Source organism: Arenicella xantha, from assembly GCF_003315245.1.
In the GTDB taxonomy this organism is placed as follows: domain Bacteria; phylum Pseudomonadota; class Gammaproteobacteria; order Arenicellales; family Arenicellaceae; genus Arenicella; species Arenicella xantha.
On sequence record NZ_QNRT01000002.1, the window covers coordinates 1,174,251 to 1,191,113 of the forward strand.

At 47.4% G+C, this 16,863-nt stretch carries 14 protein-coding genes; 1 reads left to right on the forward strand and 13 read right to left on the reverse strand.

Annotated elements, in window-relative coordinates; all coding sequences use genetic code 11:
- Nucleotides 1–5 precede the first annotated feature (5 nt).
- From DFR28_RS10915 to DFR28_RS10960, 10 genes are all read right to left on the reverse strand, one after another.
- Nucleotides 6–1,181, reverse strand: coding sequence for an acyl-CoA dehydrogenase family protein (locus DFR28_RS10915; protein ID WP_113954343.1), 1,176 nt, complete (start codon nucleotides 1,179–1,181; stop codon nucleotides 6–8).
- An 86-nt stretch (nucleotides 1,182–1,267) separates the two neighbouring features.
- The gene (gene argB, locus DFR28_RS10920; protein ID WP_170132063.1) at nucleotides 1,268–2,101 is read right to left on the reverse strand and encodes an acetylglutamate kinase; all 834 of its coding nucleotides are present in this window, start codon (nucleotides 2,099–2,101) and stop codon (nucleotides 1,268–1,270) included.
- A gap of 13 nt (nucleotides 2,102–2,114) precedes the next feature.
- Nucleotides 2,115–3,209, reverse strand: a complete 1,095-nt coding sequence (argC, locus tag DFR28_RS10925) for an N-acetyl-gamma-glutamyl-phosphate reductase (RefSeq protein WP_170132064.1) — start codon at nucleotides 3,207–3,209, stop codon at nucleotides 2,115–2,117.
- A gap of 87 nt (nucleotides 3,210–3,296) precedes the next feature.
- Nucleotides 3,297–4,304, reverse strand: coding sequence for a succinylglutamate desuccinylase (gene astE / locus DFR28_RS10930; protein ID WP_113954346.1), 1,008 nt, complete (start codon nucleotides 4,302–4,304; stop codon nucleotides 3,297–3,299).
- Nucleotides 4,288–5,628 (reverse strand): N-succinylarginine dihydrolase, encoded by a 1,341-nt coding sequence (gene astB / locus DFR28_RS10935; RefSeq protein ID WP_113954347.1) that lies wholly within the window; start codon nucleotides 5,626–5,628, stop codon nucleotides 4,288–4,290. The genes astE and astB overlap by 17 nt, the downstream gene beginning before the upstream one ends.
- A gap of 22 nt (nucleotides 5,629–5,650) precedes the next feature.
- On the reverse strand, nucleotides 5,651–6,679 hold the full coding sequence (locus tag DFR28_RS10940) for an arginine N-succinyltransferase (RefSeq protein ID WP_113954348.1): 1,029 nt from the start codon (nucleotides 6,677–6,679) through the stop codon (nucleotides 5,651–5,653).
- 190 nt (nucleotides 6,680–6,869) lie between these two features.
- Nucleotides 6,870–7,583: a LytR/AlgR family response regulator transcription factor gene (locus tag DFR28_RS10945; RefSeq protein ID WP_211316956.1), complete on the reverse strand. Its 714-nt coding sequence runs from the start codon at nucleotides 7,581–7,583 to the stop codon at nucleotides 6,870–6,872.
- Complete coding sequence (locus DFR28_RS10950; RefSeq protein ID WP_170132065.1) at nucleotides 7,580–8,605, reverse strand: sensor histidine kinase; 1,026 nt, start codon at nucleotides 8,603–8,605, stop codon at nucleotides 7,580–7,582. The genes DFR28_RS10945 and DFR28_RS10950 overlap by 4 nt, the downstream gene beginning before the upstream one ends.
- Before the next feature lie 103 nt (nucleotides 8,606–8,708).
- Nucleotides 8,709–9,173, reverse strand: coding sequence for a hypothetical protein (locus tag DFR28_RS10955; RefSeq protein ID WP_113954351.1), 465 nt, complete (start codon nucleotides 9,171–9,173; stop codon nucleotides 8,709–8,711).
- Between the two features lie 205 nt (nucleotides 9,174–9,378).
- On the reverse strand, nucleotides 9,379–9,867 hold the full coding sequence (locus tag DFR28_RS10960; RefSeq protein WP_113954352.1) for an Lrp/AsnC family transcriptional regulator: 489 nt from the start codon (nucleotides 9,865–9,867) through the stop codon (nucleotides 9,379–9,381).
- Between the two features lie 210 nt (nucleotides 9,868–10,077).
- Between DFR28_RS10960 and DFR28_RS10965 the strand changes: the two genes are divergently transcribed.
- The gene (locus DFR28_RS10965) at nucleotides 10,078–11,457 is read left to right on the forward strand and encodes an aminotransferase (protein ID WP_113954576.1); all 1,380 of its coding nucleotides are present in this window, start codon (nucleotides 10,078–10,080) and stop codon (nucleotides 11,455–11,457) included.
- 109 nt (nucleotides 11,458–11,566) lie between these two features.
- Here the strand turns inward: DFR28_RS10965 and DFR28_RS10970 are convergent, their stop codons facing one another.
- The 3 genes from DFR28_RS10970 to DFR28_RS10980 all read right to left on the reverse strand — a co-directional run bounded on the left by DFR28_RS10970 (nucleotide 11,567) and on the right by DFR28_RS10980 (nucleotide 16,813).
- Nucleotides 11,567–12,148 (reverse strand): nitroreductase family protein, encoded by a 582-nt coding sequence (locus DFR28_RS10970; protein WP_113954353.1) that lies wholly within the window; start codon nucleotides 12,146–12,148, stop codon nucleotides 11,567–11,569.
- Nucleotides 12,149–12,334: 186 nt separating this feature from the next.
- A complete protein-coding gene (locus DFR28_RS10975; protein ID WP_113954354.1) occupies nucleotides 12,335–15,460 on the reverse strand; it encodes an efflux RND transporter permease subunit in 3,126 nt (1,041 codons plus the stop codon).
- Between the two features lie 27 nt (nucleotides 15,461–15,487).
- A complete protein-coding gene (locus DFR28_RS10980; protein WP_113954355.1) occupies nucleotides 15,488–16,813 on the reverse strand; it encodes an efflux RND transporter periplasmic adaptor subunit in 1,326 nt (441 codons plus the stop codon).
- Between the last annotated feature and the right edge of the window lie 50 nt (nucleotides 16,814–16,863).

A 16,863-nucleotide genomic window follows, 5' to 3' on the forward strand; every position in this document is an offset into this window, starting at 1 on the left:
CTCTCCTACAATCCAAGTACGGCTTTGGCAATAACATTGCGCTGAACCTCGTTTGACCCACCATAAATAGTCGCTGCTCGACCATACATGTAAGAACGTCGAGCGGTAGAGCCACGACGATGTAGATCATTCTGATATTCATCTTGGCGTAACGCACCGGCATAAGCGCCAATCGCTTGCATCCGGAGCTCTTGTAAGGCCTGTTGGATCTCGGTGCCTTTGATTTTCAGTAACGACGCTTCAGGACCAGGGGTTGCTCCGGATGACAATGATGCCAACACTCGCAAATCCATATACTCCAAGGCCATCAACTCAATTTCAATATTGGACAAGCGCGTTTGGAATAACGGGTCATCGATCAAACGACCATTCGCATTAGTCTGCGTCTTAGCAAGTTCAACAATCTCGCGTAAAGCACTTTTGCTATCGCCAACTGCGGCAATTGAAGTACGCTCATGCGCCAACAAGGCCTTCGCGTAAGTCCAACCCTGATGCTCACTGCCGATCAAGTTTTCCGCCGGTACCCGAACATTGTCGAACACAACCTCGTTGAGACTGTGATAGTTATCGATTGAGTGGATTGGGTTGACAGTGATTCCTTCGGACTTCATGTCAATCAAAAGGAAACTAATCCCCTGCTGACGTTTGTCGAAACTTCCGGTGCGAACTAAGCAGAAAATCCAATCAGCGAACTGCGCATAGGTAGTCCAGATTTTCGCACCGCTAACGATGTAATCATCGCCGTCTTTGACTGCTCGTGTCTGCAAAGCCGCTAAATCAGAACCAGCACCTGGCTCGGAGTAGCCCTGACACCACCAATCTTCGCTATTGAGAATACGCGGTAGAAATTTTTCTTTTTGCGCATCCGAACCAAAAGTGAAGATCACTGGCGCAACCATTTTCAAGCCAAATGGCACTACGTCCGGTGCGCCCGCAGCGCAACGTTCAGCTTCGAAGATAAATTTCTGCACCGGTGTCCAGCCTGTGCCGCCATACTCTACCGGCCAATCGGTTGCGACCCAGCCTCGTTCGTTGAGCTTTTTCTGCCACTCTACTGAAGTGCTTTTTACGTCGATGCCATCTTGCACGCGTGCGCGCAGATCGGCGGTAAATTCTTTCTCAAAAAAATCACGGACTTCTTTTTGAAACTCAAGGTCCGCCGATGAAAAACTATTGTCCATCTCACTCCACCATCTGACTAGTTATTTAACATTAAGTCCAGAATTTTACACAGCTTGGGAGTGAATTACTGTGAAAAAATTTCATCCTAATTTTGAATTAGACGAGTACCGGCCAAGCCTTTGCCTGTTGCGACGTCTAAAAAACCGCCTTTGTCGCTAGCATTCACAATCGCAATAACGCCAACCCCTTGGTTTAAAAGACTAAATGACTCCCTTAGCTTCGGAATCATGCCATCCGTAATGACGCCGTCGCGTATCAGCTGCTCGGCGAGTTCCGCATCAATATGCTTAAATCGGCTGCTTGGTTGAGCGATATCAGCAAACACGCCACCTACCTTGGTCGACAGAATCAGCAGATCCGCCTGCAGTGCCTTGGCAATTGCCGTTACTGTGGTATCAGCATTAATATTGAACACCTGACCTTGATCACTAACGCCGAGTGACGCGATAACCGGCACAAAGCCAGCACTTAGCAAACACTCAATCGCGGCGACATTAATTGAGACAACATCACCGACCTCACCTAAATCAACAATACCCTGCGCGCCAAAATCCATCGGCGGGCGCTTGCGGGCTTCAATCAGCTTGCCAGAAGCTCCGTGACAACCAAAGGCTGCAATGCCATTACCAATCAGGCTGCGAACTAGGTCAACATTGACTTCACCGCACAAGGCTTGCTTTACCACCGTCAAATCATCTTGGTTAGTAACCCGTCGACCATCGACTTTAGTTGGCGTTAGTCCGTGCACGGCTTGTAGACGGTTTAGTTGTGGCCCGCCACCGTGTAACACCACGCAATACCAGCCGGCATCGAGTAAATCTCGAATATTATCGGCTAAGCCAATGCGGTCCGACGGATCCTCAAGCATATCCCCGCCAACCTTAATCACCGCGATCCGCTTACCATTAATGCTTGTCATGTCAGTGCTCCGCTTATGGCCACATTCCAGGCTGTTGAAGCTCGTAAGCATTTGAGTGCCCGGTCATCAAATTAAAATTTTGCATTGCCTGCCCTGCGCCACCTTTAATCAAGTTATCCAACGCAGCTATCGCACACAGCGTGCGCTGGCCCGACACCTCGTCAGTTTTTATGTCTAAACCAATTTCAATGCGCAGAGTATTTTTTACCGATACCACCTCTGGCGTCATACCTTTCGGCAACACTGAAATTAATGGAAATTGCTCAAAATACTTAACATACTGCGCTCGCAACTCATCTTCAGACACATCAAGAGGCGCATCCAGCTGCGCAATCGACATCATGCCGCGACTCAAGGGCGCCGACACCGGCACGAAATCGAGCGAAACATTGTCGCCACCAGCGGCCGCAAGCGTCTGTAAAATCTCTGGCGTATGTTGATGATTAAACACTTTATACGCTTTTAAATTATTACTGCGGATAGTGTGATGATTGCCCGCTTGCGGATGTACGCCTGAACCGCTTGATCCAGTAAGGGCAACTAAACGCACAGTGCTACCCGACAATTGCCCAGCACTCGCCAAAGGCAATAATGAAGCAGCGATACAAGTAGCAAAGCAACCAGGGTTGGCTACATATTTAGCGTTCTTAATCTGCTCAGCATACAATTCCGGCATCCCGTAGACAAAAGTCCCAAGCCGTTCGGGACACGGATGCTCCGGCGCATAAACTCGAATGTAATCAGCCAAGTTCTTGAGCCTAAAATCGCCTGACAAGTCAATAATTCGAACATCGGTATCAAATAATTCCATCGCCACTTTAGCGGTGATGATGTGTGGCATGGCCAAAAATACGATATCCGCGCCTTCGACGCACTCCCGTGGCGAAATATCCTCTAACACCAAGTCGCTCAAGCCGTAAAAGCTACGATGCACTTGCCCAATATTTTGGCCTATATGATCTTTACTCGATACACGTAAAATCTCTACATCATCACGACTCAGTAAATTGCGTAGCAGTTCTGCCGATAAAAAACCCGAGCCGCCAATAATCGACACCTTAGTTTTCACTAAGTTAGTTTTTGCGTTGCTAGTTTGGTTGTTTGTCATAACTTGGCTCCTAATGGTGAACACCATTCATTCTTGGTTTTGTCTAGTCGGCGCTTTATCTCATTGAAACAAAGTCACGATGTCTAATTAGTCGATTGGGTCAAGCTCGGTTGGCGCGACAACCAGCATGGCGCGCTGCCCCGGCGGCACATTGGTAATGGGAAATACAAAGCGCTCACCATCTTGCTGGGTCCGATACTCATAGCCCTCATCACTGGCAAGCAGAGAACCTTTGGGATACTCAGTGAAATTCTTCGCCTCAGCCGGTATATGCAGTTGAAACGCTTCACTACGCTTAATGACTTCTTCTACAACAGCAAACAATTTTATTGATTTAGGCGTCTGTTTGAATAACTCTTGACCTGCTATCACGCGACGCAATCCAGCAGAAATAGCTGAAAAATTAGTCATATCATTGTCACCAAATTGCCTAACTTTACCCAGTTCAATCGTGAACGAGTCGGCCTCGTGAAGGTGACTTGTATGATAAGAGTAAGTTCCAGAAGGTTGCTTAGAAAACAAAACGGCTTCGATTCCACATTGCTCTAAGAAACCGATTTGCGGCGCAGACCATGTCCGCGAATGCAGGTAAGGATAGACCGCGAATTTTTCGATTTGCGATCCCCGAATAGCGGTATGTAAATCATAGTGCAACCGAGGCTCATCACCAGCAGTAAAGAACGCTTCAGTGACCTGCTCAATTTGCGCTGCTCGTAGCGACTCTAGTGATCGAGACGACTGGTGTTTACCGGAAAATAAACGATTGAGGTTTTCTTCTATGAATCGCTCTGCGGCCACCGCTGCTGGCGGATTACCAATAACAATCAACAATTCATTATTGACCGTCAACTCGCCAGCAACAATATCACCGACAATCGCATCAACAATTTCCATTGGCGCCGTCTCATTGCCGTGAATCCCACAAGAAATTAGCACTCGGTGCGTGCCGGGCTGACTTGGAGATACTCGTAACAATCCCGTATCCAGTAAGCGCAGCGTAGTCCCATCAGGGAGTAATTGCTCACGTGCAGGTGTTTCATTAGGCTGTGCTAGGGTATCCGCCAGAAACCGCATCGGCTTAACGCTGAAATTCATAAAAGGCACCTAGGCTAAATAACTGAGTTAACTCATCTAATGCTGTAAAACACTCAACCGCTAACTCGGGGTCGCTCAAATCAGCAGCAACAATTTCATCTCGATAATGACGTTCGACCCAAGCATTCAACTGATGAAATCGCTCGTCTGTTAACAAAAATTCCGAGTTCAGCGCCGCTAGTTCATTTTCGTTCAGTGCGACGCGAAGACGCAAACAAGCCGGTCCACCACCATTTTGCATACTCTGGCGTACATCAACAAAACGAATCTCTTGGATCGGTGTGTCGGCCGCTTCTAAGCTTTGTAAGTACGCATACACTTCTGCGTTTTCACGACTCTCTTGTGGCAATATCAAAGCCATACCTTGGCGACCAGGAAGTTGCACTAATTGCGAATTAAACAAATATGATTTTACCGCCGATTCCAAGGAAACTGCCGAGGTGGGCACTTCGATAAAGTGCAACTCATCGTCACCGTACTTTGCCTGCAATTCTCGCTGCATCTCGGCCTTATTCACGAAGGCTTCTTCATGCATAAAAAAAGTATTCAGATTTGACACACTCACTACGTCGTTATGGAACGCGCCGGCATCAATGATCTTGGGACTTTGTTGGGCATAAACTACGCGCTCGGGACTGAGCTTATGCAAGCGACTAATAGCCTGAGATGCTTCATATGTTTGTCGGCTGGGAAATTTTGCTGGTGCTAATTTATTGGCGCGAAACGCATACCGCCCAAACACAAACAGCTGAACTCCTGGCGCGCCATACTGTGCCGCGAATCGATTATGGTTTGCCGCACCTTCATCACCAAAATGACTGCCCGACGGCAATGCTTCATGATGTTGAAAGTACTGTTCATCGGCAAACATAGCTGCCAGCAACCGACTGGTAGATTGATGCTCAATAGAACGATGAAACATACTGGATAGATTAGCCGCAGTGAAATGCACTTTACCATCGGCAGAATCTGCACTTGGCGATACCGTGCAAGCATTTGCGGTCCACATACACGAAGCTGAATAACAGCTCGCCAAAAGTTCAGGAGCGCTGTTTGCTGCTTGACGAATCATACTGGCGTCAGACCCACTAAACCCGAGCCGGCGTAAAGTCGGCAGATGGGGTCGCTGTTGAGGCAACAAAACACCTTGCTGTAAACCAAGGCTACGTAAATGCTGCATTTTTTGCAGCCCTTGCAACGCCGCTTGTTTGGGATATGCAATCTTTAGCGCATTGGTTTTAGACGCCACATTACCGTGCGATAAGCCCCCATAGTTATGTGTGGGTCCAATCAAACCGTCAAAATTGACTTCGTAGCTGTTCATAGTGAAAACCCGTTTTGATGTGCTATTTCTTGCTTGTTGAATTGATCAAGTAACGTATTGAATCACCCAATTCAATACCCAAGCCTTTAAGCGTAGCTCTAGGTAAGCGGACGCCACCTTTTTCAACTGAAATTCGGCTGATTGCAGTGGTAAAAGACGCGATATCCGAAGTGGCAATCACCGCCTGTTCGTCACCATCATATTCAGAAATCCCGATAACTTCGGCCAGCTCGCTGTGTTTAACCGACTCAATGTCATCAATTTTAGTATCCACACTTGGGGCAGCATCAAAAATATCGACATGCCCATTCCAACGAAACCCTTCATTTTCCAACATTTGCATCGCCGGTTTACCCACAACATTAGGCTGGCCAATCACCGCCTGTGCCGCTGCAGGCAACATATTTACGTAAATCGGCTGCTTTGGCATTAAATCAGCAATAAACTGATTGCCATGAATCGCACCATAGAGGTCCGCTTCGGCAAAGCCCATTTCAAAAAAATGACTGCCAACGGCATCCCAAAACGGCGAATTACCCTGCTCATCAAAGTAACCGCGCAGATCTGCCATCACTCGCTCAGGAAAACGTTCACGGAACTGCGCCATAAACAGATAGCGCGTACGAGCAAGTAATTTGCCATTGCCGTTTTTGCGATAACGCTTGTCTAAGTAGAGCGTTGCCACCTCAGAAAAACCCTCGAAGTGATTTGACAAATTAAGCATTTCAAACGTGACCTTTTTATCCAATTCCTTGCAGGAATGTGTCACTTTATTGAGCTTATAAGAATAAAACTCATCTTTGCTGCCGAGACAGGCGATGATGGCGGCCGTACCGACAATAGCGCCAGACTCTAGATCTTCCATGACTAAGAAATAAGTTTGGTTGCCAGGCTTGTCAATAGTTTGAGCGATGCTCTCAATTGAATTAGACAATTTAGCGGTCAACACACTGCGGTCTGGCGGCAATGTGGTCATTCCTGGGTACGCCTGCTCAGCAAGCCCTAATACGCCGTCAATGTCGTCTTGTCTTGCGGTTCTAACAATAATCATGGCATCTCCTCCTCTACCAATATTCTTGCATGACCCGCTCAAAATTAGGCGTCGAAAGACCAGCTGGCTAAGTTAGATTCTGCGGTTGCGTGAGTCATTGGCCGAAAATAATGCAGCGTCAATTAACGACCTCTAAGCGCCTCTGACAGCGTCGCTTGAACTGCAACACGCTAGCGGCGCTCATCAATGACTAGAAACTTAAGCGCTTTTTTAACTCAGAGGCATTGCGTCGAGAGACCTCAAGCACTTTGCCATCACTCATGGTGAGCTCATAACCGTCGCCAATGCCTTCATCGATAGCCACTATCGCATTCAAGTTAACAATGTATTGACGGCTTGCGCGAAAAAAGTGTCGCTTGGGGAGTCGCGTTTCTACGGTATTGAGCGACTTTTTTACAAATGCCTTCTGCTCATCGAAGAACACGATGACGTAATTCTTACAACTCTCGAAATACCGAATAGAACCGAGCGTTACTAAATGACAGTCATCACCATCTTTAATAAACATCTTGCTGGTGATTTCCAACGGCTCACTAGAGGCCGCATCCACCAAACCGCGCGGCGATAATTTATCAATAGCGTCACCTAGACGCTCTTGACTAATAGGTTTGAGCAGATAATCAACTGGATTGTAGTCAAACGAGCGATAGGCGTATTCTGAATATGCCGTGGTGAATACCACACGTGGCGCGTAGTCCAGCTTATCGAGAAGCTCAAACCCGCTTTCACCTGGCATATGAATATCCAAAAACAATACGTCAGGACGATGGGTATTGATTAGCACCAAAGCCGTTGCCGGATGGTCCGCCGAACCGACTACTTCGATAGCGTCAAATTCAGCCAACATCCTAAGCAAACCTTCACGCGCCAAACGTGAGTCCTCAATAACGACAGCCTTCATCATGCGACGGTCCTCGGCAAACTTATTGCGGCACAAAATCGCCCATCAGCCACTGATGTGACTAGGCTTGCCGATTCACCGTACAACAACTGCAAACGCTGGCGAATATTGCGCAGTCCAATCCCAGTATTATCAGGCCCAACTGATCGCGATGATGGAATGTCATTACATACTGTCAACGTAAAAGATTGCGCATCCTGTCGTGCCGTAACTTCTACACTACCGCCATTTTGAATTTGCTCTACACCGTGTTTAACGGAATTCTCGACTAACATTTGCAGGATCATCGGCGGCACCATTTGATTATTCAAACTGGGGTCAATGGTCATCGAAAACCGCAATCGATCTTCGAATTGAATTCGCACAATTTCGATATAGCGATCGATGATTGCCATCTCCTGTTGCAGCGGCAACGTTTCTTGCTTGCTACTCTCTAACGAATAACGCAGCACTTCAGACAAAGACATCAACATCGCCTCGGCCTGACGCGCATCCTCCAAAATCATGAAACGGATATTATTAAGCGCATTAAATAAAAAGTGCGGATTGAGTTGATTCGACAGACTGCTTAGCGTCGCTTCTTTAAGACTATTTTGTAATTTTAAGTTATCCAGCTCGGCGCTCTTGGCGCGTCGACTGCTAGTGATCCCTAGGTATAAAGCAGCCCATGTGGCCAAATACACATTAGTCTGTACCCAATTCGCCAAAATAAACTTCCATATTACTTGGAAGCTCGTCGCATCTGGATCGTCCGCTTGCTTAATCGCTAGTAGGTCGCTCAAATAAAATGGCAAACACAGAATAGCCATAATCAGCACAACGATGATCGAGACAATCATCACTAGCAACAGGCCTTTCAATATTTGTTTGCTCACGCCCAACCCTTCTAGGCGATAGCGATGATATCGTTGGCGCAGCACCAGCCCGGCAAAAAAGAAACCGACAATCCAAATGCTATTGGCGGCCACGGTTAGCCCAACCATGCCGCGATCACCAAACAAAAACCACAACAATGAAAAGATCATTATTAGCAGGGATACCCCAGCAAATTGGCAAGCGTAAAAACGCCAGCTCGCCGAGAATAATGATCTGCTTAAAAGTTTATTGACTGAGTTTTGCATGTGTCGGCTATCTCACCAAACGAACTAATTGAGATGACCACTTGGGTATCGCAAGTTCAATCGAATTGGATACATGTTGAGCAACCACACTTAACTGTAGGTGCACTACGCTATGTGCGTAGTGGAATGCATTCTGAATGATAAAAGCCGCCTCTTGCATAACAGTGCTAAGCCCCAGCAAGCTGATCGGCGGCGCTTCAGAGTTACATTCTACGTGAGCTTCGATAACTGCTGGCAGTGTGATCGTGCGACCATCGACATTAAGCGTCAATATCTGGTGCGGGTAACTCATTCTGAACTTTTGGATATCTGAATACAGCTCTAGCGCAGGATCATCAGAATATTGTGTCGACGACGCGGACTCCCCAGTCGTGGGAATCGCGAACAATACTGAAAAAGCCAACACGAGCGACGCGGTGAGCCTCCGATAACTATCGAGCGTACTCGCTGCCTGTATACCTTGTATCTGCATCGCACTGATCTCCCGCTGAAAAAATATCAATCAATCGTTTATGAACAATGATAGTTTGCCAAATCGAGTCGAGCTATTGGAGATTAAGTGCCGAATGGCCGATTTCGAGGTTAAGCGGCAGCGAGTGCGCAGGCACTCATCCTGACACCGACATGGTCATGCCAATCGCGATAAATCGACTTGCTAGATCAACTTATCGATCAACTTATAGGTCAACTAAGATATCGAGCGGATACCCTGAGAAGTCTTTAGTTCGCTCCAGAATAATCAATGTATTCATCTTGGCGATGCCGATATTGCTCTTAAGAATGCCTTCACTGGTCCGGTTATAGCTTTTCACATCAGTACAGACGAATTTCAATAAGTAGTCGTAGGCACCACTGATTTTGTAACTATCCGTTACTTCGCGAATCTCTTGCACCGCCGCATCGAAACGCTCAAAATCCTCTGGAAAATGGTTTTCCAACGTTACTTCAGCGAACGCTTCCACATGCGGAGCGAGCTTCTCCAGATCGATTTCAGTAAGGTAACGTTTAAGAAGCCCTTCACTTTCCAAACGCTTCACACGACTCAGACACGCGCTTGCCGACAAATGCACTTGCTCGGCCAACTGCTGATTGGTAATTCGAGCATTCTTTTGCAAGATAGTTAGAATTTTTAGGTCGATCTTATTTATTTTGCTTAATTCAGTCATAGGCTTCTCGTTCGCAGAATGAGATAGGCGTAATTGCTTGATGACAAGCTCGAGTTCAAATTTATCACGGCTAAACCGAAAGTGTTCCGCAGAATTATTCGTTGCTCACTGGCACAGAGAATCATATATCGAATTCAATTAGGATGCTCGTGTTGCGTGTACGTTGTGATAATTTAGTCTGATTCAAAGCCTATCACTATGGTGCCAACTATGCCTGCCGAACCAAAAAATCTAAAACAAATTGATGCGGATAGCATTCTGCATCCGTCTACGAATGCCAACGAATTTGCTAAGACCGGCTCGAGGATTATTCAAAGCGGCAAGGGAATTTACTTAGAAGACACCGACGGCAATCGTCTTATAGATGCGGTAGCTGGGTTGTGGTGCGTAAATGTCGGCTATGGCCGGCCCGAGATCGCCAATGCGATGCACAAAGCAGCGACTGACCTTAGCTATTATCATACGTTTACCGGTATGTCGAACGTACCGCAAATCGAGTTAGCCGAGCGTTTACTGGCGATCGCACCAAACAATATGTCGAAAGTCTTTTTTGCCAGTGGCGGTTCTGACGGCAATGACAGCTTGATGAAAATCGTGTGGTACTACCACAATCTAATCGGCAAGCCCGAAAAGCGTAAAATCATCTCCCGCTGGCAATCCTACCATGGCACCTCGATCGCCACGGCTAGCCTCACTGGTCTACCGTCGTTCCATAAAGATTTCAACTTACCGATCGAAGGCGTATTACATACCGAATCACCCGATTACTTTAGGCACGGCAAACCTGGAGAATCTGAACTAGATTTTTCGAAACGTCGCGCGGCTGAACTTGAAGCACTTATTCTTCAGCATGGGCCAGAAACAGTCGGCGCCTTCATCGCTGAACCGGTCATGGGCGCTGGCGGCGTTATCACACCGCCAGAAGGCTATTTCGCAGAAATACAGAAGGTCACTAAGAAATATGACATCTTATTTATCGCCGACGAAGTCGTCTGTGGTTACGGACGATTAGGCACGTGGTTTGGCAGCGAAGTGTACGATATAAAACCCGACATGATCACCACGGCTAAAGCCCTGACTAGCGGCTACTTTCCGTTCTCTGCCTCGTTTATCACTGAACAAATATGGGATGTGATTAAGCAAGGCTCAGCGAAATATGGCAGCTTCGCGCACGGCTACACTTATGCCGGACATCCGATTGGTGCCGCGGTTGCGATGGCAAATCTCGATATTATTGAAAACGACGGCTTGATTGCTCAGTCTGCCGATGTAGGGCAGTATTTTCATACTCAGCTTAATCAGCGATTCGCTAATGACCCGTTTGTCGCTCAGGTTCGGGGGCAAGGAATGCTGGCGGCGGTTCAACTGATGCAAGATAAAGACAGCAAAACCTTTTTTGACCCAGCCATCAAGATAGCACCAAGCGTTACCGTTAAGTGTTACCAAAATGGGTTGATAGCGCGACCTCTGCCATCGGTTGACTCAGTGGCCTTTTCGCCACCGCTAGTGACGTCAAAAGCGCAGGTAGACGACATCGTGAATATTTTCGAAGCGTCGGTGCGAGACGTTATGCAACAACACGGCTTGTAGTATTTTAGTAGCAAGATAGGCGCGATTAACATCGTCGCGCCTATCATTAAACAGCTCGGTGTTGAGCTATTTTCATTCGACTACAAAGTCTACGCTAGATGACTTTTAACTAGATTTGCTGCCAAATTTCACTCAACTCTTTACGATCATTCGGCGTTTCGTTGGCTTTCTGCTCGTCGGATAAAGAATCTAAGTCGGCTAATTTACCAATAGTAAACCCCATCAGCACTTCCGACTGCTCAGTATCTAACTTTAGGTAACTTGCCACTTCGTCTTTCTTAATACCGCCCATACCATGGGTATAAAGCCCTTCCATCCGCGCTTGTAATGTCAATGACATCCAAGCCGCACCAGCATCAAAAGCATGATATGAATTGGGTTTCCCATTGTGTTCAAAGTTTCGCTCAGCAACCATAAACCCGATGACGCTAACATCCTTCGCCCAACCCTGATTACCCTCTACCAACAAACTTAAGAAGTCGTCAAAGCTTGCATCAGTTGACGTATACAAACGCCAAGGTTGCGCGTTAAAACATGAAGGCGACCAGCGGGCGGCCTCCATTATGCGATGCATTACAGCGGGCTCGATTACATGCGCTTGAAAAGCACGTGGCGACCAACGTTGTACGAATAATGGATCAACATCAACATCGGTGTTGCGTGCAGAAAAATCGATGGACTTAGAATTCATGGAATGGTTCACTCAGATTTGGTTACTAGATTAGTTCAGCACATGCTATCGAACACGCGTGATATTGTCATGTAGAACCCGTATTGATTCATCGTGGCATTAAGCAAGTAACACAAAAAAGCGAACCAACCGAGCTTAGAAGGTTCGCTATTATCTGTTGCGAGACTAGTTAAATATCAAAATAACTTATGCTTCGAATTTTGCTTTTACATAGTTCGCTTTCAGCTTTACTGAGTTCGCGCCACGCCCCATAAAACCCCAAAATCGATCGCCCAAGACTAATAATGCAGGCACTAAGAATAAGGTTACAAAAAACGCGACTAACAAGGCAAAGGCGAGCGAAATAACCACCGGCTTCAAAAATGCCGCCTGACTCGATTGCTCCAGCATCAACGGTATCAATCCCACAAAAGTGGTAACCGAAGTAATCAAGATCGCCCGAAAGCGTGATTTACCGGCTTTTACAATCGCCTCAGTCACGTTCAAGCCTTTGAGGCGATATTCGTTAAACGAATCGACCAACACTAAGTTATCGTTGATTACCACGCCAAACGCTGCCACAACCCCAAAGATACTAAACAACGAAAACGATTCATTCAGCAGGAAGTGACCCAGTACCGCGCCGACAAACGCGAATGGCAACGCCACAATGATCACCACTGGTTGAAAATAGCTCTTGAATGCAATAGCAAGTAAGAACAATACCGCAAACAGAGCAATCAAACCGAGACGCCCAATCTCCGCATTGAACTCCGCTTCAGCAACCTGTTGACCGATCGCTGCTCGGGTCAAACCTGGGTACTTATCTTCAAGTTTTGGGAAGAACTGCTCATTCATTTCCTTCATGATCTCTTTCATGACAGGCTCACGCAGATAACCTTGCACGCGCGCTGAACGAAGTCCGTCCCAATGTTGAATTTCTTTCAAACCAGGTCCATAAGAAATATCTACCAGCGACGTCAATGGTACTTCGCGTCCGTCATTAGTCCGCACTCTAAAATGCTTGAGGCTTTCAAGCGAGTTGCGGCTTGCTTGCGGATAGCGAACCATCACACGTACGTCTTGTGATGCGCGAGGCAAACGCTGCACTTCATCACCGTAGTAAGCCTGACGGATTTGCTGCATCACTTGAGCAAGTGTTACACCGAGTTGCTCAGCACCAGGTTTCAACTGAAAACGCAGTTCTTCACTGGCACTGTCCAAGTTATTCGATACGTCGTACAGCGACGAGAACCCCCTTAACTTGTCAGTAATCTCATCAACCGCAAGTTGCAGTTGGTCTAAATCAGGATGGCGTACCGAGATATCTAAATCCGGCCCGTTACTGTCCATTGAATAGCCCACACTGACTGACTTTGCTTCGGGCACTGGACCAATCAGGTCGCGTAAACGCAAGGCCACTTCTTTAGCCGTCAGTGCGCGCACTTCAGCTGGAGCCAAACGCATAATCGCAATAACGCTGTCGCGCCGAGAACGCGTATACCAATTCTCGATAACTTGATTATTGTCGCCGTCCTCAGCGCCCTCTTCAACTTCCTTGATTAGCTGTGACTGTGCATGCTGAATTTGGTCAAGAATCTCTAACGCTCGGTCGTAAGTGGTACCTTCGCGTAGATCAATATTGACATCAACTTGCTCGGCGTCGATTTCAGGATTAAACGACGATTTCACGTAGCCACCGCCCATCAAGCCGATAACGACCACAATAAACAGAGCAACGAAGCTCACTAAGGTAAGGCCTGGAAAACGCAAAACCTTCCTTAGCAACTTGCCGAACTTAACATCACCAAACCAAACAATGCTTTCAGCAATACGATTTTGCGCTCGTGTAAACACATTATGCGTATGCACCGGTTTAATGTTGGCCAAATGCGCCGGTAGAATGAACAGCGACTCAATCAGAGAGAAAACCAATGCAAGAATCACAACCCAAGAAATCTGACGGGTAAACTCAGAAGTCGCACCGCTGATGAACAACCAAGGTAGGAATGCGATAATCGTCGTTAACACGCCAAAGATTACCGGCTTAGACACTCGAAAAGCACCGTCGACCGCGCCTTTCAAGCCACCGTTGCCAGACTCTACTTCAGTGTGAATTCGCTCACCGATAATAATAGCGTCATCCACCACAATCCCTAACACCAATAGAAACGCAAAGGTAGAAAGCATATTGAGTGACACACCGAGCATCGGCATTAGCACGAAAGCTCCGGCATAGGCCGTGCCCACGCCCACGGACACCCAAAATGCAACAATCGGGCGTAGTGTTAAGAACAACACGATAAACACCAAAATCAGACCAGAAAATGCGGCGGCACCAATTGTCGACATACGACTATTGAAATCGACAGCCGAGTCCTGCCACAAGGTCAGGCTAACGCCAGGCGGTAAACTCGCACGACGCTTCTCCATCCACTCATTTACCGACTCGGACATTTGCACAACGTCCATCACTTCGCTCGACATAACCTGCACTAACACTGCCGGCTCGCCATTTAACGTCGCAAGGATTTCATTTTCTTCAAAACCGTCGATCACCGTAGCAACATCACCAACAGTAATAACGCCGCCGCTGGATAACTGGCGAACCACAATGCTGGAAAAATCAATTTCAGTATCCGCCAAATTATCGGTGCGCAGCGTATATTCACCACCTCCCGTACGCACATTACCAGCAGACAGATTAATCGACGAACCACGGATAGCTCGCGTAATTTCGTCAAACGAAATGCGATATCGACGCAAAGCACTCTCACTAACTTCAATGGAGATTTCTTCATTTCGTGTGCCAAACGTTTCGACCACAGACACGCCTTTAAGCTGCGCTACTTCACGCCGCATGTCCTCGGCTAAGCGCTTGAGTTCGCGCTCTCCAACATTGCCATGCACCGCAATTCGCATCATTTCTTCGCGCGTTACCCATTGGGTAATACGTGGCTGCTCAATATCCGGTGGCAAACTCGAAATGCCTCGAACGCGACTCGTAACATCGTCCATTACTGATGCGAAATCTGAAGCATTCTCAGCCATGATGTAAACACCACCATAACCTTCGCCCGATTCCGACCGAATCCAATCTAAATTTTCTAGGTCTTTGAGCGACTCTTCTATTCGAGAAACAATCTGCTCCTCGACATCACGCGGGCTAGCACCAGGCCAAACCACGACCACTTGCATACCAGGGAATGCAATGGTCGGGAAAATTTCGCGTTCTAATTTATTAAATCCTAATATGCCGGCAACGATGATAGCAATCATCATCAAATTAGCGGCGACGTGGTTGTCAGCCCACCATGCGATTAAACTTCTCATGAGTATATTCCTCGCGATCTGTGATCGTTAACTGTGAGCGTCGGTATCAGCAACTTCAGACTGGCCACTTGCATCCGGCGTCTCCACTTTGTCAGTTTGGTCGGACTCATCAGTATTGGGGTCAGCGATTTGTGGTGTTGGCTCGCCATCTTCAACATTGAGTGGCGTCGACAACACCGGTAACTTAACCGCCATGCCTTCGTGTGCGCCTGGTACCGACGACGTAATCACTTTGTCGCCAGCATTAATAGCCGATTGCCCGTGGTTAGCCACGATCACAAATTCGTTCGACGTGTAAACTACTTTTACCGGCTTAAGTTTCAGCTTTTCGTTTTCGAAAACGTAAACTTGATTGCCGTTGCGCAGCGCGGTGCGGGGGATTTCCAAACCGGCTATTTTTCTCGGAGAGGCTAATTCCACATCAGCGAACATACCAGGTACCAAAGGCACCGATTGATCATCGCGGGCGGCAAATGGATCATCTACGGTAATCGTTGCATACATCAATCGAGTTTCATTATCGACGCTGGCGTCAATGCTACGCAGATAACCAGGCCACTCATGCTTCTCGGTACCGAAAACCGCGGAGACTTTTGCGGGATGGCCTGATGAGCCGGACTCTTCAGCCGAATACCCAACTTGCAAACCCAATTCATCAATTTGCACATCGGTCATCGGAATTCGGATCTCCATTGCGTCAGTCGCAAATACTCGCCCAATGCTCGCACCACGTGCAAGAAACTGTCCAAGCTCAGCGGTCTTGCTCATGATGCGTCCAGAAAATGGAGCCGATATTTTGGTTCGCTCGTAGTTCAGTCTCGCCGCAGCCAACTCAGCATTTGCAGCATCTAAGCGAGCTTGAGCTCGGTCAATTTGAGGCTTATTCAAACGCAAAGGGTTGGCCTGATCGAGAGGCTTACCTTGTAGATCCTCCCATTCACGTGCGTTAGTAGCGGCGGTGGCCATTTCAATATCAAGATCAACTTGTGCGGACGCAACCGAGGCTTGTGCTGACTTTAACGCCACTAAGTAGTCTGCATCATCAATCTGTAGCAGCACCTCACCGGGCTCAAAGCGACCACCTTCGATAAACTTATTCGAAACCCACATGACTTTACCGTTCACCTGAGTCACCAGTTCAATATTGGTTTTTGCACGAACTTCGCCTTGAAAATTAGCAAACACAATTTGTTGCTTATCAGCGGCTGGTACAGTTCGCACTACCATCGGTGCTTTGCTGCTCTCTTCTTCTTCAGGCTTGGGTTTGAGCGCTGACAGCAGCATAACGATGGCAACGGCGCCACCTAAAATCCCAACACCGATAAACACTGATTTAAATTTAGCTAGTTTCATTCTCTTGATCCTATTTCCTTGCCCTAGCCAACGCTCTTTTAGCAGAGCGG